The 22,803-nt window shown below is 61.6% G+C and carries 16 protein-coding genes; 14 read left to right on the top strand and 2 right to left on the bottom strand.

What is annotated here, in order from left to right; translation table 11 throughout:
• Positions 1-18 precede the first annotated feature (18 nt).
• From GQ57_RS15420 to GQ57_RS41700, 9 genes are read left to right on the top strand one after another with little or no spacing between them, the layout of a single operon-like run.
• Positions 19-771, top strand: coding sequence for a C40 family peptidase (locus GQ57_RS15420; RefSeq protein ID WP_034198291.1), 753 nt, complete (start codon positions 19-21; stop codon positions 769-771).
• Positions 768-1,331 (top strand): tail assembly protein, encoded by a 564-nt coding sequence (locus GQ57_RS15415; RefSeq protein WP_034198290.1) that lies wholly within the window; start codon positions 768-770, stop codon positions 1,329-1,331. The genes GQ57_RS15420 and GQ57_RS15415 overlap by 4 nt, the downstream gene beginning before the upstream one ends.
• Positions 1,328-5,587 carry a phage tail protein gene (locus GQ57_RS15410; RefSeq protein WP_034198289.1) on the top strand — a complete coding sequence of 1,420 codons (4,260 nt, stop codon included), beginning with the start codon at positions 1,328-1,330 and terminating at the stop codon, positions 5,585-5,587. The genes GQ57_RS15415 and GQ57_RS15410 overlap by 4 nt, the downstream gene beginning before the upstream one ends.
• Complete coding sequence (locus GQ57_RS43725; RefSeq protein ID WP_034198288.1) at positions 5,587-5,892, top strand: hypothetical protein; 306 nt, start codon at positions 5,587-5,589, stop codon at positions 5,890-5,892. The genes GQ57_RS15410 and GQ57_RS43725 overlap by 1 nt, the downstream gene beginning before the upstream one ends.
• Positions 5,892-6,638: a hypothetical protein gene (locus tag GQ57_RS39450; RefSeq protein ID WP_081896664.1), complete on the top strand. Its 747-nt coding sequence runs from the start codon at positions 5,892-5,894 to the stop codon at positions 6,636-6,638. Before GQ57_RS43725 ends, GQ57_RS39450 begins: the two co-directional genes overlap by 1 nt.
• A gap of 56 nt (positions 6,639-6,694) precedes the next feature.
• Complete coding sequence (locus GQ57_RS15400; protein ID WP_034198287.1) at positions 6,695-6,979, top strand: phage holin family protein; 285 nt, start codon at positions 6,695-6,697, stop codon at positions 6,977-6,979.
• A 2-nt stretch (positions 6,980-6,981) separates the two neighbouring features.
• Positions 6,982-7,476, top strand: coding sequence for a glycoside hydrolase family 24 protein (locus tag GQ57_RS15395; RefSeq protein WP_034198286.1), 495 nt, complete (start codon positions 6,982-6,984; stop codon positions 7,474-7,476).
• Positions 7,473-7,964 carry a DUF2514 family protein gene (locus GQ57_RS15390; protein WP_034198285.1) on the top strand — a complete coding sequence of 164 codons (492 nt, stop codon included), beginning with the start codon at positions 7,473-7,475 and terminating at the stop codon, positions 7,962-7,964. The genes GQ57_RS15395 and GQ57_RS15390 overlap by 4 nt, the downstream gene beginning before the upstream one ends.
• A gap of 56 nt (positions 7,965-8,020) precedes the next feature.
• Positions 8,021-8,860 (top strand): hypothetical protein, encoded by an 840-nt coding sequence (locus GQ57_RS41700; RefSeq protein ID WP_034198284.1) that lies wholly within the window; start codon positions 8,021-8,023, stop codon positions 8,858-8,860.
• A 24-nt stretch (positions 8,861-8,884) separates the two neighbouring features.
• On the opposite strand, the gene GQ57_RS15380 is transcribed toward GQ57_RS41700, so the two are convergent.
• A complete protein-coding gene (locus tag GQ57_RS15380) occupies positions 8,885-9,376 on the bottom strand; it encodes a hypothetical protein (RefSeq protein ID WP_034198283.1) in 492 nt (163 codons plus the stop codon).
• An 86-nt stretch (positions 9,377-9,462) separates the two neighbouring features.
• Here GQ57_RS15380 and GQ57_RS15375 point away from each other — a divergent pair, with 86 nt between their 5' ends.
• The 5 genes from GQ57_RS15375 to GQ57_RS41690 all read left to right on the top strand — a co-directional run bounded on the left by GQ57_RS15375 (position 9,463) and on the right by GQ57_RS41690 (position 21,348).
• Positions 9,463-9,831, top strand: a complete 369-nt coding sequence (locus GQ57_RS15375; protein WP_152603264.1) for a ribonuclease E inhibitor RraB — start codon at positions 9,463-9,465, stop codon at positions 9,829-9,831.
• A gap of 32 nt (positions 9,832-9,863) precedes the next feature.
• On the top strand, positions 9,864-10,547 hold the full coding sequence (locus tag GQ57_RS15370; protein WP_034198281.1) for an SOS response-associated peptidase family protein: 684 nt from the start codon (positions 9,864-9,866) through the stop codon (positions 10,545-10,547).
• A gap of 85 nt (positions 10,548-10,632) precedes the next feature.
• A complete protein-coding gene (locus tag GQ57_RS15365) occupies positions 10,633-11,373 on the top strand; it encodes a hypothetical protein (RefSeq protein ID WP_152603263.1) in 741 nt (246 codons plus the stop codon).
• 703 nt (positions 11,374-12,076) lie between these two features.
• Complete coding sequence (locus GQ57_RS15360) at positions 12,077-20,398, top strand: two-partner secretion domain-containing protein (protein ID WP_152603262.1); 8,322 nt, start codon at positions 12,077-12,079, stop codon at positions 20,396-20,398.
• A 626-nt stretch (positions 20,399-21,024) separates the two neighbouring features.
• A complete protein-coding gene (locus tag GQ57_RS41690; RefSeq protein ID WP_152601951.1) occupies positions 21,025-21,348 on the top strand; it encodes a hypothetical protein in 324 nt (107 codons plus the stop codon).
• A 700-nt stretch (positions 21,349-22,048) separates the two neighbouring features.
• On the opposite strand, the gene GQ57_RS15350 is transcribed toward GQ57_RS41690, so the two are convergent.
• Positions 22,049-22,246, bottom strand: a complete 198-nt coding sequence (locus GQ57_RS15350; protein WP_031403138.1) for a hypothetical protein — start codon at positions 22,244-22,246, stop codon at positions 22,049-22,051.
• Positions 22,247-22,803: the final 557 nt, after the last annotated feature.

Raw genomic sequence — 22,803 nt, 5'->3', positions numbered from 1 at the left:
CAATCGGCGGGTTTTTTTATGGACGAACGAATCAAGCAAGCGATCGCGGAGCACGCGCTCGCCGAGTATCCGCGCGAGTGCTGCGGGCTCATCGTCGAGACGGCGTCCGGCGACGTGTATGTGCCTGGCCGAAACAACGCAGCTGTGCCGACCGAGCAATTCGCGCTCACGGCGGAGGACTACGCAGACGCGGAGGACATGGGAGAAATTCTCGCGCTCGTGCATTCGCATCCGAACGGAACGGCGCAGCCGAGCATGGGGGATCGTGCAATGTGCGAGCGTGCTGGCATTCCGAGGTGGGTGATTGTCTCGCTCGGCGTGCAGGCCGACGGATCGATTGGCATCGACAAATGGTGCGAGTTCGCGCCGAGCGGGTATGTGGCGCCGCTCTATGGCCGGGAGTACCTGCACGGCGTGCTCGACTGCTATTCGCTGGTGCGCGACTGGTATCTCGCGGAGCGCGGGATCGCACTTCCGGATTTCGAACGCAAGGATGGGTGGTGGGCCGATGGGTATTCGAACCTGTACATCGCGCACTACCAGGACGCGGGCTTTCTCGATGTGGGGCGTGACGCGCAGCTCGACCCTGGCGACGTGCTGCTGATGCAGGTCCGAAGCAGAAACGGCGTGCCGAACCATTCGGGTGTGTACCTCGGCGATGGCATGTTCGCGCATCACATGTACGGGCGTCTGTCGTGTCGTGCCGTGTGGGGCTCGATGTGGCGGGATAGCTGCACGACCGTGCTGCGTCACGTAGGGGGTGCGAAGTGACGGAACGGTTACGTGAGGTGAGGCTTTACGGGATCGCGGGTGCGCGATTCGGACGTGTGCATCGTCTGGCCGTTTCGTCTACCGCGGAGGCGGTGCGGGCGCTGTCAGTGCTGATTCCCGGCTTTCGGCAATTCCTGCTCGAGTCGCGTGATCAGGGGCTCACGTTTGCGGTGTTCAACGGACGTCGGAATCTGCGCGAAGACGATCTGGCCGCGCCGGTCGGCGATGACGCGATCCGAATCGCGCCAATGATCATCGGCAGCAAGAGCGGCGGCCTGTTCCAGACGATTCTGGGCGCGGCACTGGCGGTGGCCGGCTTCGTGTTCAGTCAGCCGACGCTGATCGGCCTGGGCGTCTCGATGGCCCTCGGTGGCATCACGCAGATGCTGAGTCCACAGCAGGCCGGGCTCGCTGGGGTTGCCGACAACGGCACGTCGTACTACTTCAACGGGCCGGTGAATGGCCCGGCGCAAGGCGAGCCGGTGCCGCTCGTGTACGGCGAGATGGTCGTCGGATCGAAGGTTGCCAGCTCGGGCATCTACACAGAGGATCAGGTGTGAAAAAGGTCTACGCGGAATCGGGCCCGAAGCGGATCAACGGCGCGAAGGGCGGTGGTGGTGGCGGTAGTGGCGGCGAATCGCCGGACAACCTGCACTCGATCGCGCGTGCGAAGGTGCTCGACATCATTTCCGAAGGGCCGATCGTCGGCCTGGTGAAGGGTATGCAGTCGGTATTCCTCGACGGCACGCCGATCCAGAATTCCGACGGGTCGGTCAACTTCCAGAATTACAGCGTCGACGTTCGCACGGGCACGCTCGATCAGGATTTCATGCCGGGCTTTCCGGCGGTCGAGCGTGAATCGGCTGTTGGTGTTCCGTTGGCCTCTGATGCGCCATGGGTGCGGCAGGTGCAAAACACGCAGCTGACGGCGGTTCGTATTCGCTTCGGTGTGCCCGCGCTGCAGAAGAGCGATCCGGCGGCGGGCGTGTTCGGTTATCGCGTGGAATATGCGATCGATCTGTCGGTCGACGGTGGGTCGTACGCGCAGGTGCTGTCGGCGGCATTCGACGGCAAGACGACGTCGCTGTACGAGCGGTCGCATCGGATCGAGTTGCCGCGCGCGAAATCGGGATGGTTGGTGCGTGTGCGCCGCATCACGCCGAATGCGCACAGCTCGCTGATTGCCGACACGGTGAATATCGAAGCGATCACGGAGGTGATCGACCGTAAGCTGCGTTACCCGATGACAGCGCTCGTTGGCATGACGTTCGATGCGCGTTCGTTTTCGCAGGTGCCGGTACGCTCGTACGGTGTGCGCGGCCTGATTATTCGCGTGCCATCAAATTATGATCCGGAGACGCGAACATATTCTGGAGTATGGGACGGAACGTTCAAACCGGCCTGGACAAACAATCCGGCGTGGATCTTCTACGACGTCCTGCTTGAATCTCGGTATGGTGCCGGTCGCTTCGTTGACGCGTCGATGGTCGACAAATGGGCGTTGTACGAGATCGGACGTTATTGCGACGTCATGGTGTCGGACGGAAGGGGAGGTATCGAGCCGCGCTTTACCTGCAACTGCGTGATTCAGACCGAAGCCGACACGTTCAGGGTGTTGCAGGATCTCGCCAGCGTTTTTCGTGGCATTGCGTATTGGGGGCCGGGGGCGGTGATCGCTTCTGCGGACATGCCATCCGATCCAGTCTACGTGTATACCGCGGCGAACGTGATCGACGGAGCGTTCCGGTACGTGGGGAGCGAGCGCAAGACGCGATACACGGTCGCGCTTGTCAGCTACAACGATCCGTCGAACCAGTACAAACAGGCGGTCGAGTATGTGCCGGACGACGACGGCATCGCGCGTTACGGCGTCATCAAGACGCAGGTAACGGCGTTCGGTTGCACGTCACAGGCTCAGGCGCACCGGCTCGGTCGGTGGCTTCTCCTGACGTCGCGCTACGAGTCGGGCACGGTGTCATTCAAGGTCGGGTTGGATGGGGTGCTGGTCGGCCCGGGGCAGGTGATTGCGATCGCGGATCCACGAAAGGCTGGTCGTCGCATCGGCGGACGCATTCGCGCGGCGGCCGGCAACGTTGTCACGCTCGACAAGGCGCCGACCATGGCGCCCGGCGACCGCTTCACGGCGATTCTGCCGTCGGGCGTTGCAGAGTATCGCGCGGTGAAGTCCGTTGATGGCGACGTGCTCACGTTGGCGGATCGCTTCGATGCGGATCCAGTGCCCGGCGCGGTGTGGATGCTGGAAAACGCGGAGGTCGCGGCGCAGCTCTATCGCGTCGTGAGCGTTCAGGAAGGCGACGACGACGGGCGCATCGAGTACACGATCACGGCGACGATGCACGAGCCGGGGAAGTACGCGGCAATCGACGATGGTGCGCAGATCCAGCAGCGGCCGGTGACGGTTGTTCCGCCTTCGGTGCAGGCGCCGCCGGCCAATGTGCGGATCACCACGTATTCGGCGGTCGATCAGGGCATTTCGAAAACGACGATGGTGATCGCGTGGGATGCCGCGGATAACGCCGTGACATACCTGCCGGAGTGGCGGAAGGATAACGGCGAGTGGGTGAGCGTGCCGCGTACGGGCGGGCTTCAGGTCGAGGTGCCCGGGATTTACCAGGGGCGGTACGTTGCGCGCGTGCGTGCGCAAAATGTGATGAACGTCACTTCGTTGCCGGCTGTCAGCGTGGAAACGCAACTGAAGGGAAAAACGAGCCTCCCGCCGGCGGTCGTGTCGCTCAAGGCGGCTGGCGTGGTCTACGGCATCAACCTCGACTGGGCGTTTCCTGGCGACGGTACTGCCGGAGACACGCAGCGCACCGAGCTATGGTACAGCCGCACGCCGAACCGGGCCGACGCTATCAAGCTGTCGGATTACGCGTATCCGCAAGCCTCGACGTCCATGCAGGGGCTTGCTGTTGGCCAGGTGTTTTATTTTTGGGCGCGTTTGGTCGACACGACTGGGAACATCGGCCCGTGGTTTCCGGCGAATGGTGCAGGTGTGCAGGGGCAACCTACGACCGATCCGGGGGCCTACGAGAAGTATTTCGAGGGGCAGATTTCTCATTCGTCGCTGGGTGCGGATCTGAAAAAGCCGATCGACGCGATTCCGGGGATTCAGCAGGGCGTCGCGGATAACGCAACCGCGATCGCGAAGGAGGCGACCGACCGGGCGACGGCGGTTGCGGGCGAAGCGCAGGCCCGCGCTGACGCCATTTCGAAGGAGGTGAAGGATCGCGCGGATGCGATCGCGAAAGAGGCGAGGGATCGGGCTGACGCTGTTGCCGATGAAGCGCGCCAGCGTGGCGCGGCCGTTACGGCCGAGCAGCAGGCGCGGCAGACTGCCGATACGTCCCTCGGGCAGCGAATCGATACCGTGTCGGCGAGCGTAGGTGATGCGGCGGCGGCCATCAAGCAGGAGGCGACGGCGCGCGTCGACGCTGACGGCGTGCTGTCGACTCGTATCGATACCGTCGTTGCGAAGGCGAATGACAATGCCGCGGCGATCGCATCGGAGGTGACGACGCGGGCCAATGCCGACACGGCACTCGGCAAGCGCGTCGACACCGTAACGGCCGATGTCGGGGCTAACAAGGCAGCGATTACTGCCGAGCAACAGGCGCGAGCCGACGCCGACGGCGCGCTGTCGACGCGAATCGACTCTGTCGTCACGAAGTCGAACGACAACGCGGCGGCGATCACGTCGGAAGCGACGACACGCGCGACTGCGGACACGGCGCTCGGCAAGCGCGTGGATGCCGTGACGGTCGACGTCGGCGCGAACAAGGCGGCGATCACGGGCGAACAGCAGGCGCGAGCGGACGCTGATACGGCACTCGGCAAGCGTGTCGATGCCGTCACGGCGACGGCCGGTGGCAACTCGGCCGCAATCGTCGCAGAGCAGACCGCGCGCGCGGCTGGCGATAAAGTCAATGCCGATTCGATCACTTCGTTGAAGGCGACAGTAGATTCCAATACGGCGGCCATTCGTCAGGAAGCGTCGACGCGAGCGGATGCCGACTCGGCGCTTTCGAAGCAGGTCAGCCAGGTATCGGCGCAGATCAGCGGGCCGATGGCGGGCGATACGGGGCAGGCGGCTGGGTCAACGCAGGTAATGGCCGGTGTCTACAGCGAGCAATCGGCGCGCGCCGAGGCTGACATGGCGTTGGGGCGACGGCTCGACACCGTTGGCGCGCAGATGCAGACGGGGCAGGCGTCGCTGCGTGCGGACATTCGAACGGAGTCGAGTGCGCGCGTGGATGCGATCAGCGCGCAGGCCGAGCAGATCACAACGATACGCGCGCAGGCCAACGAGAACGCGGCGGCTGTCCAGACGGTTGCGCAGTCGTACGCGGATATCAACGGGCGCGTTTCGGCGTCGTACCAAATCAAGACTCAGGTCACGTCGGACGGGCGGACGTATATCGCCGGCATTGGCGTGGGCATCAATAACGACAGTGGCATCGTTGAGTCGCAGGTTTTGGTGTCGGCGCAGCGCTTCGCGGTCGTTGACCCGAACAACGGCGGATCCTCGATCGTGCCGTTCGTGGTGCAGGGCGGGCAGGTGTTCTTGCGTCAGGCGCTCATCGGCGTGGGGTGGATCACGAACGCGATGATCGGCAGCTATATCCAGTCCGACAACTATGTCGCGGGAAAGCAGGGTTGGCGGCTCGATAAGAGTGGGTGGTTCGAGATCAATTCGACTGATGGTCGTGGAAACCGGACCGTAATCGATAGCAATGGCGGCCGCGTGTACGACTCGAATGGACGTTTGCGTGTTCGTTGGGGGGTATGGACGTAATGGAGGCCGGGCTCGAGATTTGGGACGATGCTGGCCGAGTAATGCTGAATGGCACGACTCGGTGCGGGCGGCTGCATGGCGTAGTGAGGATCGGCGGTGCAGATGGTGGCGTCGCTGCCGACCTATCGGGAGGGCAGCCGTTTTGGTCGTTTATGCCGGACTGGTTGTTTCAGCACATTTCTATGAATGCTCCCGTTCCTGTGATCGATATTGACGCGGGAGGTGTGCGGTGGCGGTACAGCACGGACGGCGGCGGGAGCTACCGAACGCCTGTTCCGGGGTGGCTCATCTACGGAGTGTATTGATGGAGGCAGGATTTCAGGCCTTTACAGACGGCGGGGTTTTCCAGATCGATGGTAAGACGCCGAATTACCAACTAGTTCAGTCAATGTCGGGAGTCTCGCAGCGGACATCTGTCCAGACTGTCTGGAACAATGATCACAAGCTTCAGTTCTATGGTGAATATTGGATTTGCTCGTTCACCTTCTCAGCCGATGAACCTCTCTATGCGTTTCAGGCTGATCCGGGAGTCGGAGTTGCGCTTTGGGACACGACGTCGGCTGATGGTAGCGGTCGCCTTTTCACAGTGCGCCTGATAACGACCCAACAAGCGACGGTGCGCCTTTTCGTCTTTTCGAAGGTTCCTGTCAGCTCAAGCAAGTTTGGGTTGCAGGTGTTCGACGAGAATGAATCTTTGATTGCTGATGCGGCTAGCCCTTTCTATCGAGTGCTTGACGTTATCCAAGAGGGCTATTTAGGCAACGATCTTGGATGGGTCGTAGCTGGCGCGCCGAGCCCTTCAGACCTTTCGAGATCGTATGGGCGGCCAGTGCTGATTTCGGCGTTATGGTCGTCGCATTACATATGGGGCTCATCTAACAGCAACCAGCGGCTGTGGGACATCCTCGAAATCGGAATGGTGTGGGTCACCGGTGACACCGTCTCGTGGGGAACGCGACTGTTCAACGGTGGTAGGAGTCCGAACGTCGCGACGTTTCGGGAGTGTTGGCGAACCAGGTTTATGGTGCTAGACGGAACAGGAATTGTGTAACAAGCCGCCAGATTGGCGGCTTTTTCTTTTGTGGGGTACGGGGAAGAGGAGCCGTAATGCAAGAGCATGAAAAAACCATCCTGGAGTTGATTCTCATGGGCGGATTGATTGGTATCGCGAAGGTGCTGGTCGGTAATGAGCCGTTGTCGTTTCGGCTCGTCGTCGGCCGGGCTGTATTGGGTTCCGCGACGTCGATGGTGGCTGGGCTCGCTCTGCTGCAGATCCCGGATCTGCCTCCGATTGCGCTGCTCGGTCTGGGGAGTGCGCTCGGCATTGTGGGGTCGCAGTACCTCGAAGTGCTGCTGCGTCGAAATGCAAAGCGTGTGTTTGGGGGAAAGTGAAGATGGCGCGAATCAGTGTGGCCGCTGCGGGCGGAAAGAACCGCGTGGCGTTTCTCGATGCAATCGCAGTCAGCGAGATCGGCTCGGCGCTGCTCGCGAAGTCGGACGACGGTTACAACGTTCTGGTCGGAGCGACGGCATCACGGCCGCTGCTGTTTGCGAGCTATGCCGCACATCCGGACGTACTCAACCGACAGATCCGGGTGCCGTCGACGGCAGCTGGGCGTTACCAGATCCTCACGCGCTGGTGGCGGATCTATCAGGCGCAGATGAAGCTGCCCGACTTCGGGCCGGTGTCGCAGGATCGGTACGCGCTGCAGCAGCTCCGCGAGCATGGAGCGTTGCCGTTGATCGACGCAGGGCGGTTTCGCGAGGCTGTGGCGAAGGTATCGAACGTCTGGGCCAGTCTGCCGGGGGCTGGCTACGGCCAGCACGAGAACGACATCGAGAAATTGCTGGCGGCGTATCGCGCGGTCGGCGGGGAGGTGACCGCATGACGTGGATCGACCCGCGTATCTGGCTGCTCGTCATTGCCGGGGTTATTGCCGGTGCCGGCTGTGGCTATTTCAAGGGGCATGGCGATGCCGACCAGTCTGCGAAGGTAGCGGATCAGGCGCGGCAGATCGATGACCTGACGAACGACCGTAACGAATTTCGCCGCCGGTTGGCGGCACAACAGGAGATTGCAACGGATGCCGCGAAACAACGTGATCGTGCGACCGCTGATGCAGTTGTTGCCGATGCTGCTGCTGACGGCCTGCGCAAGCAGGTTGCCGCACTCGTCGCCGATGCTCGACGTACCAGCGCTTCCACCGGAGGCCCGGCAGCCAGTGACGCCCTCGATCTGCTTGCCGACGTGTTCGGCTGGACTGACGAGCGCGCGGGAGAACTGGCGAAGCTCGCTGACGAGCGAGGCATCGCGGGCCAACAGTGTGAACGTGTCTACGACGCCCTGACGGTGGGGCATTCCAAAAATCGGAATTGATCTGTAAACTTCCAAATTACGAAGTGAAAGAAATTAACCAACGTCCGAGACCACCAATGAAAAGAAACCTCGCAGCACTGGCTTTCCCGCTCCTCCTCTCGCTTTCCGCGTGCGGCGGCGGTGATGATGTGGGTGCAGCCGCCGCACCGAGCAAATTTGCGATCAAGCTGACCTATTCCGGTCTGCCGCTTATCAAAGCGCAGCAGTCGTCGAAGATGTCTGCAGTAGATGTCGGAACCGGACGCGCTTCGAGTCAGCCATCATCGGATGGCCAGGCCACTGTCGATGCGTTACAGAAGAAATTCAGCGAAGCAGGAACGGGAGTCACGGTTTATCCTGGCGTGATTGATGGAACGACTCTTCACCAGATCGTGATGTCGGTGAATGACGGCGTGGGCCCCACCGAAGATGAAATGCGAAACGCCAAGCATCCCGTCGTTTTAGACGAATGGGTAGTGCTCAATTTTGAGCTTGATGATATGCAAACGGGACGCAGCGATCCGGCTCAAGTTGCCGCGCTCGCGCAATTCAAGAAGGATCTCATCGTATTTCAAAATCGACTGTCGTTGGAGAACAAGCAGTTTTATAAGGTGCTTCCGATTCGCACATGCGAGCTTCCGGAGGGACAAACGGCGGCAGATGGCTTGATCGAAGTTCTCAAGAGTGTGCCTAACTCGGGATACCTTCTGGGCTTGCGGGATGCACCGGACAAGGCACACATGGGGGCCGACTGCCGCACTCCTGATGCGGAAACGCGGGAGGCTCATTTGAATGAAATCGTGAGCCCCGTCGTTGCAAGCTACAACGCCGTCAACCAGCAAGTGAATGACTGTAGGACGAACCCGGCGAGTCGCCCCGAGTGGGAGTGCTGGGGTATTGAGCCTGTGAAGAAGTAACGGTTGCGGGGCGCGCCGCAGACTTCACATCATCCCGGCGCGCCCTTTTTCCTTCCGGAGAAGGTGGCGCAGCTCCTGAAATTGTCCATTCCCGCCACTAAGCTCCCCGCGGTCCGCCACGTTCTTGTCGACGTAGTCGAACCACGCCTGAATCCTATCTAGCGATTTCCGGAGGGCAAGGATTTCGAGGATCAGCCAGCGCACCTGAAGGTCGGAGTACTCGCGCCAGAGGGCGCGCAGCTCGGCATCAGACGGGGCGTCAAACTCCGGGATCTTAGGCTTCGTCTTGAAGCGCGGATCGGTAAGCGGCACACGGTTACGATCAATCCTGGTGGCCTCGATCGGCGTGCACGAGCCTAGGAACGCTGACCTCGCGTCCTGGTCGATCCACAATTCAAATTCCGGTTTCGTGAGCTCAATGGGTGTCCTCAGGCGGTTTTTGTCGCCCTGGAACCCGTACTCCCAGATGTAAGCCCACTGCGGCTTGATCACGTCGTCACCACTGTATAAAAACACAGTGTATCCCGCCGCAAGGAACCCACGTCAAGTCTTAGAAACAGGGAGCGAACCGGGCTGCTGACGGTGGTACGATCAGATTCAAGTTGAAACAAAAAAGGGCCAGCATTATGTCGACTGTTGCGACGCTGATGGACACTGCTGTGGCCGACGTTGAACTCCTACGCGTGCTGGATGCCGACGGAGACGACTTCAGCATTCCGCGGGATGTTGAATTTCTTCTGCGAGGACCATCCGCGGAGAAGGCAGCTATCGTCGCGAGCTTTATCAACGATCATCAATATGGCCGAGCGACAGCCGATCAATCAGGGGCAGGGCATCGCGTCTTGGTCGTGATCAATATGCCGATTCAGCAGCACAACATCTTGTCCGTCTCTGGTTTCATGGCATGCCTCGGCATGCTCTACGGTCTAGAGTACGACGGTTGGGGCTGTCTGGCACAGAAGCGTCACTGATCTGGGTCTGTCACGTTGGAGAGCTTCCCGAGATGTGTACAAGCTACCGAGCGCCGCATGAAGACTACGAAATCCGAGAACTGCGGATCGAGCCGTTCAGCGACCTGTACCGCGACTTCCCGTGGAAGCCCGATATCTACCAGGACTACCTGGCGCCGATCGTTGTAAACGTCGACGGAAAGCTCAGACCATTGGCGGCCGGCTTCGGCTTCTGGCCGCGTGCGTTACAGAAGGCGAACATCGAGAAGGCGAAGGAGCAGGGCCGGAAGCCCCCGATCATGCGCAGCACGGTGAACGTGCGCGATGACAACCTCGGAAAGTCGCTGCTATACGGGCCGGCCTGGCGCGCCGGGCGCCGCTGCCTGATCCCGGCCGACTGGATCTACGAGCCGTGCTACGAGACTGGGAAGAACGTATGGCATCGGATCGGACTGACCGACTGGCGAACAATGTGCGTCGCCGGCATCTGGCGGACGTTGCAGGGTGCGGACGGTGTCGAGCATCACACGATGTCGATGATCACGGTGAACGGCGACGGGCACCCGATCTTCTCCCGCATGCACAAGCCCGAGGACGAGAAGCGAGCCGTCGTGATCCTGCACCCAGACGACTGGGAGGAGTGGCTGACGACCTCGAACGTCGAGGCCGCGCGCGCGATGCTTCAGCTATATCCCGCCGATGACATGGTGGCAGCTCCCGCGGGTACTGAACGTTGACGAAGTAGCGTGACAATTCCCTATATGCGGCTACATTTTTGAACACTAGACTTGCGAATACCTATACCGTCGCGGACAAAGGAAAATGCCACTCCCACCCGAACAACGGCTCAAGTTCTTTGTTTTTGTCATAGAGTCGCCGTCTCCTTTGGATCTCTACCATCGGAGAAGCGAGGGCGAAATTGTTCGGCAGGCGGTAGAGCTGAATGTGATCAAGTGCGCCGTGAAGACGGCAATTTCTAGACTCGCGTTTGAGGCATGTCTGAAAATCGGTCTTGCAGAGGCGATGGCCGAGAATCCTGGGCTTATCCCCATCCTCCACATAAGCGCGCATGGAAATCAGTTCGGCATTCAGTTGTCGGACGGCTATGTAATGTCATGGCAGGAGTTGAAAGATTTCTTAAAGCCTGTAAACGCTGCTCTTCAAGGATTGCTGATCTTGTGCATGTCGAGCTGCGAGGGTTATTCCGGCATTAGGATGGCAATGCATACCGATGAGAGCGACCTCCCATACTTTGCACTGATTGGATGTGGTTCTAAGCCGACGTGGGGGGAGACTGCGGTAGCATATGCAACGTTCTATCACCAGATGGCCCGAGGCGAGCACATTTCGGAGGCCGTTCGAGCGATGTGTGTCGCTTCGGGGAATAATCTCTTTTTCCTTGAACACGCTCAAGAAAGTAGGCGCGCCTACCTAGAGTACATGCAAACATTCGACGCCGCGCAGGCTCAGTCGAGTATGGAAAGTATCGTTTCGGATGAGTGCCCGACTCGCCGCGATGAGCTGAAGGGGCACTCTGAAATTTCCACCGACCGGGGCGAGTAGGGGCTTGCGGCGTAGGTTTCGATATAGGAGTCGTCCCGCAGGCCACTGGCATTACTTCGAGGATAGTAGCCGACGTGGTCGGCACTGTGCCCGGCCGATGAGAGGCCGGGCCTCGCGGAGGTTGGGAGTGGACCAAGGAGGTGTGGGTTTTTCTGCCTTCGCATGCAGCGCCACTGTACGTATCTACAGCATTGACGAAGGCAGAAAACCGCATGGCGTTGCGGGTCTGCGCCCTGTCAACTGATCTTGCATACAGTGGAATCGGCCTTCAAACCCGGTTGGGGGTGTCAGACACTCCCGGGTAGGTTCGACTCCTGCTGCCTTCCGCCAAATTCCCCATTTCCTCCAGATCGTCATTCGGTCGGCTTTACCTTGCCGACTCGGCCGTTGCGCACGTAGAGCCCGACTTTTTCCTTCGACCTCGACTGTGAGGGCGGTTTGGCGCGGATCGCCCGTCAAGCAGCATCGAAGAAAATGAAAGCCATCCTAACTGGTCGTTCCGGCGTGAATAAATTTATTCATCAAGGGCAGATTTAGGATTGCATCCGGATCAAGGAAATCGAAAGGGATGCCTAACCATTCTTGATGATCAGCAAAATTTGCACGTGATACGCTCCGCTCGGTAAAACTATCAAACCGAGAAAGGTCGCATCGGGATTTTCTCGGGACGACAGAACAATAAGCCTTGGCAGGGGCGGAGATCATGCGTAACAAGAAGGCGCAATGGGCCGGGGTCGAGCGCATTGCACAGGGCAAGCTGGCACGCGAATCGGCGTGTACGGATTATCGTTTTTCTGGTTCGACGCGTGCCGACGTTGCGCGGCCTGCGTGGATGCGTTGTATTGCCGCGGCGATGATCGTCGTGATGTACTTCGCGCCGGCGGTATTCCTGGCAGACGAAGTGGCCCATGCCGCGCCGATCGTCGACCCGCGCGCACCGATTCCATTCCAGCCCACCATCACGCAAAGCTCGGCCGGGGTCCCGGTAATCGATATTCCTGCGCCGAACGCACAAGGCATTTCGGCGTCGCAGTTCCAGAACCTGTCGGCAGGGCCGGCTGGCCTGATCTTCAACAATAGCCTGTACGCGGGGACTTCCCTGATCGGCGGGCAGGTCGGCGCCAATCCGAATCTCGCCGGGCGCACCGCCTCGGTCATCCTCGCTCAGGTCACATCCACCGGCAGTCAATATGCGTCCGTATTGGGCGGGCCTCTTGAGATTTTCGGAAATTCTGCATCCCTGATCATTGCCAATCCGAACGGGATCAGCGTTCCGGGCGGCACCGCGCTGACCAATATCTCGAACCTCACGCTGACCACCGGCACGCCGCAGTTTCTGACCGGCGTAGGTGGCACGGCGACGAGTTTCGCGAACGCGGGCGCCGTTGCGTACAGCGTCGGCGGCGGCAACATCACGGTCGACGGGCCGGCGGGTAACGATGGCACGCCGGGGGCCGGTATTGCCGGGACGGTCGGGAACCTGGACCTGATCGCGCAGACCGTCAATGTGAATGCACCGCTGAACGCCAACCAGCGTGTGAACATCATTACCGGCAACCAGCTCGTTTCGCCGACCGCTACCGGGGCGACCGGCATCACCTACGCGACGGCCTCGAACGGCCTGCCGAACAACGCTGCGGCGATCCCGACTGCGAACGGCCTGGCGATCGACGCGAGCCAATACGGTTCCGTCACGAGCGGCCAGATCTACATCATCCAGAATGCCGCCGGGCTCGGCGCGAACATGCAAGGCCCGTTGTCTGCAACGGCGGGCAACGTGGTCGTCAACGCGAACGGCGACGTATCGGTCGGACAAACTTTTGCCAGCCAGAACGTCAATCTCGCCAGCACAGGCAACACGACGATCAGCGGGACCGGACTGGCAAATCAGAACTATACGGTCACGGCAAACGGCGACATCAATGCGCCGGGTGCGGTGTCGGCGGGGCAGAACGTCACGATGACTGCCGGCGGCAACCTGAATGCCGCATCGGTGTCGGCGAACGGGAACGCGACACTCAATGCGGGCAATGCGATGACGGTCGGCTCGATGTCGGGCCAGAATCTCGCGTTGCAGACCGGCACCGGCGATTTGACGATCAATTCGTCGTTGAGCGCGCCGGGCACGATTTCGGCGAACGCCGGGCGCGACCTGACCGTCAACGGCGCGGTACAGGGCGGCAGCACGGTAACGCTGGCCGGCGCGCGCAATGCGACCGTCAACGGGGCGGTGTCCTCGGTGGGCGACGCGAGCGTGACGGCAACGACAGGCTCGGCCGCGGTCGAGGGTAACCTGCAGTCGAACGGCGCGGCCACCGTCACGGCGGCCCAGAACGCCACGATCGGCGGCACGGTGCAGGCGCAAGGACCCGTGACGATCGCCGCCCAGGATGGGTCGATCACGGGGCAGGGCAACGTCACGTCTTCGCAGGGGGGCGTGAACCTCAATGCAGGCCAGGCCATCGCGCTGAACGGCGCGGTGCAGAGCGGCAGCACGGTCAACGCGACGGCCGGCACGAACGCCAGTTTCGGCGGCACCGTGTCCGCGCCGGGCGCGGTGTCGATTCAGTCCGGACAAGACACGACGCTCGGCGGGAACGTGACGAGCGGCGGGAATCTGAGCGTGACGTCGGGCGGCAACACCAGCGTGCAGGGCACGGCCGCATCGGTCGGCGACATGACGCTTGCGGCAAACGGCGGCTCGCTGACGACGACCGGCAATGTCGTGTCGCTCGGCACGTTGAACGCGAGCGGCTCGCAGGGCGTGAATCTTGGCGGCACCGTCTACAGCGGTGGCAACACATCGATCGGATCGAGCGCAGGCAGCGTGACGGTGGCGGGGGCGGTGTCGACGCCGGGCGCTGTCAACATCGACGCCGGGCAGGACGCAACCGTCGCCGGCACGCTCCAGAGCGGCCAGACCACGACGATCGCGGCCGCGCGCGACGTGAACCTGAACGGCGGCCTCGAGGTCGATGGAACGGGTAACGCGAGTGTCACGGCGGGCCGCAACCTCAACGGCACGGGCGCGATCAACGTCGCGAACGACACGACGCTGAATGCCGGCAACAACGTTGCCGTCTCGGGCGCGATCCAGACCGGCAACAACCTGAGTGCGACGGCAGCGAACAGCCTGAACCTTGGCGCGACCACCGCGGTCGGCACCAGCACGCTGACGGCGACGAACGGCAGTGCAACGCTCGCGGGCGATGCGCTCTCGGGCGGGGCGACGACGATCACGGCCGGCACTGACGTGAACACGCAGGGCAAGGTGACGAGCCTGGGGGATCTCGCGGTCGACGCGAAATCAGGCAACCTGACGGCATCCAGCCCGGTATCGAGCGCAGGCAACGCAACGCTGAACGCCGGACAGAACCTGACGTTGAACGCTCAGACGACCGCCTCGAACAACGCGAGCCTGTCGGCGACCAACATCACGACGCAAGGCGTGGCCGTCGGCGGCAACCTGACCGCGACGGCCGCGAACACCCTCGATACGTCGGCGGGCCAGCTCAACCAGACCTTCAACGCCAGTGCCCCGGCGCTGTCCGTCGGCGGCAACGCGACCTTGAGTGGCGCGAACGTGACGACCGCGAACGCGGTGGTCGGCGGCACCACGCAGATCGCGGCATCGCAGAGCCTGACGACGGGCGGTACGGCCGCGTTCAAGGGCGACGCGACGCTGGCGGGCGGCACGGTGACGAACGTCGGCACGCAGATGGCGGCCGGCAACCTGAACGTGTCGGGTACGACCGTCTCGAACGCAGGCAGCCTGTCGTCGCTGCAAACGGCGAACGTGACCGCGACGAACCTCGACAACTCGGGAACGATCTACGGGCCGACGGCGAACGTCAGCGTATCGGGTGCGACGACCAACTCGGGCGGCCTGCTCGCGACGAACGCGCTGAATCTGACGACGGGCAGCCTGAGCAACGCGAACGGCCTGATTTTTGCCAGCGACGCGAGCAACCCGACTGCCGCCGTCGGCAACACGACCGTGACGGTGACGGGCGGCAATGGCTCGTTCGACAATACGAACGGAAAAATTCTCGCGCAGAACGTCGCGACGCTGAACCTGCCGAACCAGACGCTCGATCCGTCGGCAGCCAGTTACGGGACCGTCAACGGCGGCAACGGGGTGAACCTGTCGGCGCAGTCGGTGAACAACTCCGGAACATGGACGCTGCCGGGAACGACCGTCACGGTCACGGCGGCCAACGGCATCAACAATGCCGGCACGATCAACCAGGGCGCCGGTTCACTGACCTTGAACGGCACGGTCGGCAACTCGGGTACCGTCAACGGCAACGATCTCACGATCAATGGGTCGCTCGCGAATCAGTCTGGCGGAACGGTCGCGGCGAACGATGCATTCACGCTGAATGGTTCGGGTACCAATGCGGGAACCGTGCAGGCCGCGAACACGCTGACGATTTCGGGTTCGAGCTATGACAACTCGAACGGCACGACCAAGGCCGGCAACAGCAACAGCCCGGCGGGCAGCGGTAACCTGAACGTCAACCTGTCAGGCAATCTCGACAATGGTGGCGGCACGCTGAGTGCGACGAACGACGTGTCGATCACGGCGGCAGCCGTCAACAACTCGTCCGCGTCGACGACAAGCACGACGACGACCACGAAGACCATCGTCAACACGCCTCTGTTGATGTCGACCGTGATCGGCACCGAAACGGTGTACGGGATCACCGATATCGGCCCGGACGGCGGTTACCTGACGCTGGTGTCGACCACGGTGCCGGCCACGCTCGGGGGCGTGCTGTCGGTGACGGGTATCGTGCCGCCGCTGACCAGTGGATGGTCCGATGGCGCGAACAATACCAACATCGGGGTCGGCTATATCGGCGTGAGCGGTCCGCAGTCCGCGCCGGTCGCGACCTCGGGCACCGTTCAGTATGTGCAGGTGCCGACGCTGGTCGGCTACAACGGCAATTCCGGCACGCCGCAAAGCGCGAATCTCTGGTACGTGCAGGGTGGGGCGGTGCCGACCAACAATGGTGACGGCACGGTCTATCCGGTTACGACGTTGACGATTCCGACCGTGACGGAAACGACCACCACCACCGGGGCCGTCGCAGGCAGCTCGGTGATCGCGGCGGGCCACGACCTGAATCTCACGGCGAACAGCCTCAATAACCAGAGCGGTACCGTCAGCGCCGGAAACGACGTCAATCTGAACGTGCAGTCGCTGTCGAACGGCGGCTCGTCCGCGAGCTCGACGGTGACGGACACGGTGGATACCGCGTCGCTGACGGCCTTCATGAACGGCTTGCTGTCGATGCAGAAGTCGGGCGGCGTATCTGTCTGGGGCAGCGGCAATGCGGGCGGGGCGTATGGCTGTACGAACGGCGGGGGCGACAACGGGCAGTTCTGCGCGGTGGGCCCGTCGACGCCGCCCACGTCGTTCACGTTCGACTCGCCCGGTGCCGTGACCGTGCAGTCGGTCACGTCATCGACGACGGTGCAGGAGGCGACCGGCCAGATCGTCGCCGGTCACAACCTGAACCTGTCCGGCGGGAATCTGACCAATGCGGGCACGCTTGCGGCCGGCAACGACGTTCACGTCAACGCGTCGAGCTTTACGAATCAGGGCACGAATATCGGCACGATGACGACCACGGCCGGTTGCGCGTCGGGCTACAGCGCGGGCTGTACATCGTTGTCGACGACGAATCCGAATTCGCAGACGTATGCGTATCAGCAAACCAACGCGACCGTCACGGCCGGCAACGATGTCGTGATCGCGGCAGGCTCGGTCTCGAACACCTACGGCAATCTGGTGGCCGGACGCAACGTCGTGATCGGCGGGGCCGGCACGACGGCATCCGATACGTCGACGACGCCCACCGCGCTCACGCAGGCGGGCAGCGTGACGAACACCTCGGGCGCGATCGAGGCGGGCAACGACGTCAATATCAATGCCGCGACGCTGACCAACACGATCGCCGCACCGGTGCAGATCCACCAGAACTACGGCAGCGCGACGCCCTATACGGGCTGCACGTACAACTGCGAGGCGTATGTCGACGTCCAGTCGGCAAGCCCCGCAACGATCACGGCGAACCACAACGTCAACCTGACGGCCGGAACCTTCAGCAACACCGGGAGCCTCGTCACGGCACTGAACAACGTGACGATCGACGCGAGCAACAGCGCGGCCAGCAACAACCAATATCTGTCTGCGTACTGGAGCAGCGGTTTCACGCGCTACGGAACGCCGTATGCGACGTGGGGGTGTGCAAACAATTCGTCGTTGTGCGCGCAACTGTACGGTAGCGCGTACAGCAGCAGTGCGCCGCAGGATCCCGCGGGCTTGCCGGATGCGGTGGGGCTGCCGGACTTCGTGCCGGGCACGATTCAGGCCGGCAACACGCTTGCGGTGAATTCGCCGACGCTGACCAATACGGGTAACGTGATTGGCCAGACCGTGAACCTCACGGGCGCAACGCTCGTGAACGGGCTGACGAATCCGAACGTCTATACGCCGCCGCCGGCCGTGTCGGGGCAGGTGATTTCACTCGGGCCGCCGGCGGCACCGTCGAGCGCGCAGACGACGGTCAACAGCGCGGGCCTCGTGACGACGCTTGCCGGTCAGCCGACTTCGGTGACGGGCGCGGCGGGCTTGCCGGCGAACACGCCGATCGGCGTGCAGACCGTGGGCAAGCCGGTCGCGCCGACGGTGCCGACGTCGAACGCACCCGGCAGCACGACCGTCAAGACGATTTCGGGCGAGACTGTTCAGGTGTCGTATCTGACGAACAATCCGGCAGCGGAGGTGACGGGCGCGTTGTCGCCGGCGGCACTGATCGCGGCGTTGCCGGCCGACCTGCAGCCGGGCAGTGTGCCGTTCTATTACGACCCGTACACGCAGGCGCAGCAGGTCGAGCAGGCGGCGCTCGAGGCGACCGGCAAGAGCAGCTTCTATAGCACGCCCAGCGCGACCGACAGCACCAGTCAGGCGTCGGTCAACAATCAGGATACGGCGGCGCTGTATGGTGCTGCGCTGCAGTACGCGGAGCAGAACAACGTCGCGCTGGGCACGCAACTGAGCCAGGCACAGCTCGCGCAGATCAACGCGCCGATGCTCTGGTACGTCGAGCAGGCGGTGCCGGAGCCGGGGTGCACGGCAACCGGTAACGGTGCGTGCCCGACGGTGCAGGCGCTGATGCCCGAGGTACTGCTGCCGCAGAACTATGCGGTGGTGAACGCCGACGGCGAAATCACGGGCACGAACGTCGCGCTGAATTACGCGAACAGCATCCTCAACACGGGTTCGATCTCGGCGCAGAACCTGAGCGTCGATACCGCGAGCCTCACCAACGAGCAGCGCTCGACCAACGTCGGGACCATCTACAACCAGGCCGATGAAGGCGTGCTGCAAACCACCGGCACGGTGGTGCAGCAGGGCGGGTTCATGACGGCCGCCAACTACGATCTGCAGGTGCAAAGCCTGGACCAGATCGGCGGGGCGCTGCAGCAGGTCAACGCGGATGGCAGCGTGAACACGGCTGCCACCCAGCAGCTGCTGTCGAACCTCAAGAGTCAGCTTGGCGGGCAGTTTCAGCAGAGTACGGTCAGCAACAACCTCCAGACGACCTTGATCGCGGACGACACGGGTTTCGATCCGCTGTCGGTCATCGGGATGGTGGCGGCGGTCGTACTCTCGTATGAGCTCGGTCCCGAGCTGTTCGCGTTCTACAACTCGCTGATCGATCCGATTGCGCTCGCGGCGATCAGTCCGACACTAGCCGTGCTCGGCAGTGCAGCGGCGACAGGTCTCGCGGCGGGCACAACGGCGCTGGTGGCGAGCGCGGCGGACCAGTTGATCTCGACGGGCAGTCTCAATCTGAAGACGACCTTCGAGACGGCAGGGGTGACGGCGCTGACGGCGGGTCTTACGCAGGGACTGCTCGGCAACACAGGTCTCAGCAACCTCGGTAACGGGATCACGCAGGGCACGCCGGCCGCGACGCTGGCCAATCTGGGGAACACGGCAGAGAACATCGTTGGGCAGAGTCTGATCGGCGCCGGCGTACAGACCGCGATCGAGGGCGGTAGCTTCGGCACGGCGTTGCTCAACAACGTGGCGACCGACGCGGAGTCGGTGGCGAATAACGCAATCGGCGTGACGACCGATCCGCTGTCGCCGACGAACATCGCGGAGCACGCGGCGCTCGGTTGTGCTGCGGGTGCGGCGCTGGGAACGGGGTGCGGATCGTCGGCAGTGGGCGGTGCGGCAGGCGCGGTGACGTCGGGTGCGCTGGTGGATGCGGCGGGCGGTTCGAATACGCTGACTGATTCGCAGCGCGCGGCGATCATTGGGGCCGCGACCTTGGCGGGCGGGGTCACGGCGGGCGCGCTAGGGCTGAACGCCGCAGCGGGTGCCGGTGCTGCGGAAAACGAGGCGATCAACAACGGGACGTCGTTCAAGTCGATCGGTAGCAACCTTGAACACGGTGCGGCAAGTGCCGGTGAACAGGCCGCGATGCAGGACGAGGGGGCGAAATTTACGGTTTCGCCGTTGACCGGGCAGGAACAGGTTCAGAATGGCGGGGACCAACAGTCGGGGGCTGGCGGCAATGCGCAGACGGCCGGCCAAGCCACGGGAGCGGGCGTTGCCACCGCGCTGAATCCGGGCGTGATGGGCGGCGGTAGCGCCACAAACAGCGGAACAACCGCGCTCTACCGGGCCGTGGAAGATGGCGAGCTAGAGTCGATTAATGCGACGGGAGCGTTTAGCAACGTTCAAGGGATTGAAAATAAGTATTTCTCGACCACCCCCCAAGGTGCGGCATCATATGCACAACAAGCGAGCCAAAATCTTAAAATTGGTCCGTTTACGATCATTCAGACGGGAATCCCCTCGGCAAGTATTACGCCTGATATGGTTCCGGAATATGGTGTAGATCGAGGAATTCCTACGGTTGTAGTACCGACTAATCTGCTGCCGCAGCTTAAAGCGCCAGTACCATTAAACTATTCTCCGATTCCGGGAGGGTTGAAGTGATTAGGGGTGATGTTGAAGCGAGAATTCAATTCCTTCCTTCACAGGAAGGCGGTCGGCAAGGAAGGACGCCCGAACGAGTGTTCGGCTGTCCCTTGAGAATAGATGGTGTTAACGCTTACTTTGACTGTCGCCTCTTGCTGGATCAGCATGGGGCCATTGCTCCGGGCGATACGGTGATTGTGCCAATCAAATTCTTATGTCCAGATTTGATAAAAAAATATCTTCACCCGGGCGTATTGTTTAGTTTGTGGGAGCGTCGAACAATCGCCAAAGGCGAAATATTGAAAGTCATCGCTGACGTCGACGAATGAGCCCTCTTTGGGAGACGTACAAAATCTCCCCCCATGGCAGGATAGGCCAGCGGGCCCAATTAACCGGGCAGCGCGCAAAACGAGACCCGGCTTCGGCCGGGTTTGTTGTTTGTGGCGTTCGCAATGTACGCTGCTGCGCGCGATGTTCGGGGGTCTCGGGGGCGAAGCGCCTGAGCAGGTGGGCAGCATTTTGCAATTGCCAGGTGTTCAAGCCGACGTGGATCGAGGTATTCCAGCTTTTGTGATTCCAAATAACCTGTTGCCGGGACTCACTCCGACAATTCATAACTATTTCCCGATACCACCGTTTCGGCCATGATCAAGATCGTTACACCAGATATCATCTCCAGAGTAACGATGTATCCGACGGATGCAGGTGGGAAATCGGTTACGATTCCGCCTATACAGTATCGATGTCCGTTTTCGGTCAACGGGGAACTGTTCGACTGCCGGTTGCTATTGAATCAGGTCGGGATCAGCTTGTCGCCGGGATGTACGGCTGACATTCCAATCAAATTCTTATACCTGAACCTCGTCAAAGATATGTTGATACCCGGTGCGCAGTTTGCCTTGTGGGACATGGGTAACTTCGCCGATGGAACAATCTTGGAAGTTACTGCCCCTCATGAGGCAGGATAGGCTTGCGCCGGTTATTGCCCGGACAGCAGTAATGAGACGAACCCGACCGCGAGCCGGGTTTGTGCTTTATGGCGTCGGCGAGCGTGACGGCGCTGTTGCTGAATTGCTCGATTCGTCGTCGGCCGCGAGGTGTACCCCCGCCCGCTAGAAAATTCCCCTCGCCACCTCGCGGCGCACGCCCTCGTCTCCGTGCATTTGCCGAATTCCGTCGATCGCGTGCCGCAGCCAGGTATCGGCAATTGCGCGATGTTCATCGTGCGGCCGTGGAATTGCGCGATTGCTGGTCGCGGTTCGTCATCGAAATCTCCCCTTGAAATGGCACAGATATGACGCACGTACCAAACCGCGTGCCGATCTGGCTGCAAGCTTTGCCGGTATTGGGTTTGATGCGGTGCACGAAAACATGTGGCGAGCTGGCGTCCGAACCTTTCAATCGGTCTGAAAGCCAAGCGCAGCAAGGCTTTGCGGCGTGGTGCAGATTGCACCACATGGTGTTCACTGGCGTAGCCGATACAGCATCATCTCGAAGGACTTGAGCGAGAGCGCGAAGCCGTGATGGTTGAGCGCGTCGACGATAGCCTGACGCCGGCGCGTTTGGCCTCTTCGATGGCGGGCAGCAGCTCGCGCAGGCGAGCGATCTTGGAGCGGGCGGAAGCGTCGTTGACGAGCGCTTGCAGGGCCGTCCTCAGGACGTCTTGGTTCATGGTGCCGGGTTTGGCACGGACAGCCATCGGGAGAGCGAATCGCGCTCGTCGTCGGAAAGGGCGTTGAGCAGGGCCTGAGTGGGGCCGTGCGCGCGACGAAAAGTGCCGACGACGATCTGACGGGAGCGGGTCGTGTCGGGGATGCGTTCGGAGCGGATCAGGCGGACGAAATCGCCATGTTCGCGGATGAGCATGGATCGACGGTCGAACGGGTGAGGGAGCGTACAGCATAGCGCGCCGACGTGGATCGAAACCGGTGACGGGGCGTAAAACGCGATTCGTCAATGAGCAGCCAGCCTTGGAGCTGGCTTTTTTACGCCCGGCGTCCGAGAAGCAGGCGAAGACCATCGGGCAAAAAAGCAAAACGAGCGCTTACTCGCCACTCCCATGACGAGAGTTAAGACGGCAGGGTAGTTAGGAAACCGTAAAAATTACCGGAGAAGAATTGACAATCTCCGGGGCCGGAACCGACTACAGTAAGCGCATCCGCGCGCGCGAGGTGGCGCAGCGCATTGTTCTTTAGACGCTTGTTCAAGCCGAGGTGGATCGAGATATTCCAGCTTTGTGATTCCAAATAACTTTTTATCCAAGCTCTACGGTTGTGCAGCAAACTGGTCCGGCTGAGTCTCTCGCTACTAATGCTGGCAGCCCGCCCACATTTGTTGTGATTGGCATATACAACGGCGTTACGATAAAAGTCATCTTCCAACCCGCTAGTAAGGGGGGCTTACCCGGGCTATTGAGACACTGT

It is taken from the genome of Burkholderia sp. MSh2 (assembly GCF_000731655.1).
Classification (GTDB): Bacteria; Pseudomonadota; Gammaproteobacteria; order Burkholderiales; family Burkholderiaceae; genus Burkholderia; species Burkholderia paludis.
This window is presented reverse-complemented; position numbering and strand designations above follow the sequence as displayed.

Excerpts from the sequence above, each read along its gene's own strand:
- GQ57_RS15395 (WP_034198286.1), top strand. The coding sequence starts at position 6,982 with ATGGCGCGAATCAGTGTGGCCGCTGCGGGCGGAAAGAACCGCGTGGCG.
- GQ57_RS15370 (WP_034198281.1), top strand. The coding sequence starts at position 9,864 with ATGTGTACAAGCTACCGAGCGCCGCATGAAGACTACGAAATCCGAGAA.
- GQ57_RS15365 (WP_152603263.1), top strand. The coding sequence starts at position 10,633 with ATGCCACTCCCACCCGAACAACGGCTCAAGTTCTTTGTTTTTGTCATA.
- GQ57_RS43725 (WP_034198288.1), top strand. The coding sequence starts at position 5,587 with ATGGAGGCCGGGCTCGAGATTTGGGACGATGCTGGCCGAGTAATGCTG.
- GQ57_RS15360 (WP_152603262.1), top strand. The coding sequence starts at position 12,077 with ATGCGTAACAAGAAGGCGCAATGGGCCGGGGTCGAGCGCATTGCACAG.
- GQ57_RS15420 (WP_034198291.1), top strand. The coding sequence starts at position 19 with ATGGACGAACGAATCAAGCAAGCGATCGCGGAGCACGCGCTCGCCGAG.
- GQ57_RS41700 (WP_034198284.1), top strand. The coding sequence starts at position 8,021 with ATGAAAAGAAACCTCGCAGCACTGGCTTTCCCGCTCCTCCTCTCGCTT.
- GQ57_RS39450 (WP_081896664.1), top strand. The coding sequence starts at position 5,892 with ATGGAGGCAGGATTTCAGGCCTTTACAGACGGCGGGGTTTTCCAGATC.
- GQ57_RS15400 (WP_034198287.1), top strand. The coding sequence starts at position 6,695 with ATGCAAGAGCATGAAAAAACCATCCTGGAGTTGATTCTCATGGGCGGA.
- GQ57_RS15390 (WP_034198285.1), top strand. The coding sequence starts at position 7,473 with ATGACGTGGATCGACCCGCGTATCTGGCTGCTCGTCATTGCCGGGGTT.
- GQ57_RS15350 (WP_031403138.1), bottom strand. The coding sequence starts at position 22,246 with ATGCTCATCCGCGAACATGGCGATTTCGTCCGCCTGATCCGCTCCGAA.
- GQ57_RS41690 (WP_152601951.1), top strand. The coding sequence starts at position 21,025 with ATGATCAAGATCGTTACACCAGATATCATCTCCAGAGTAACGATGTAT.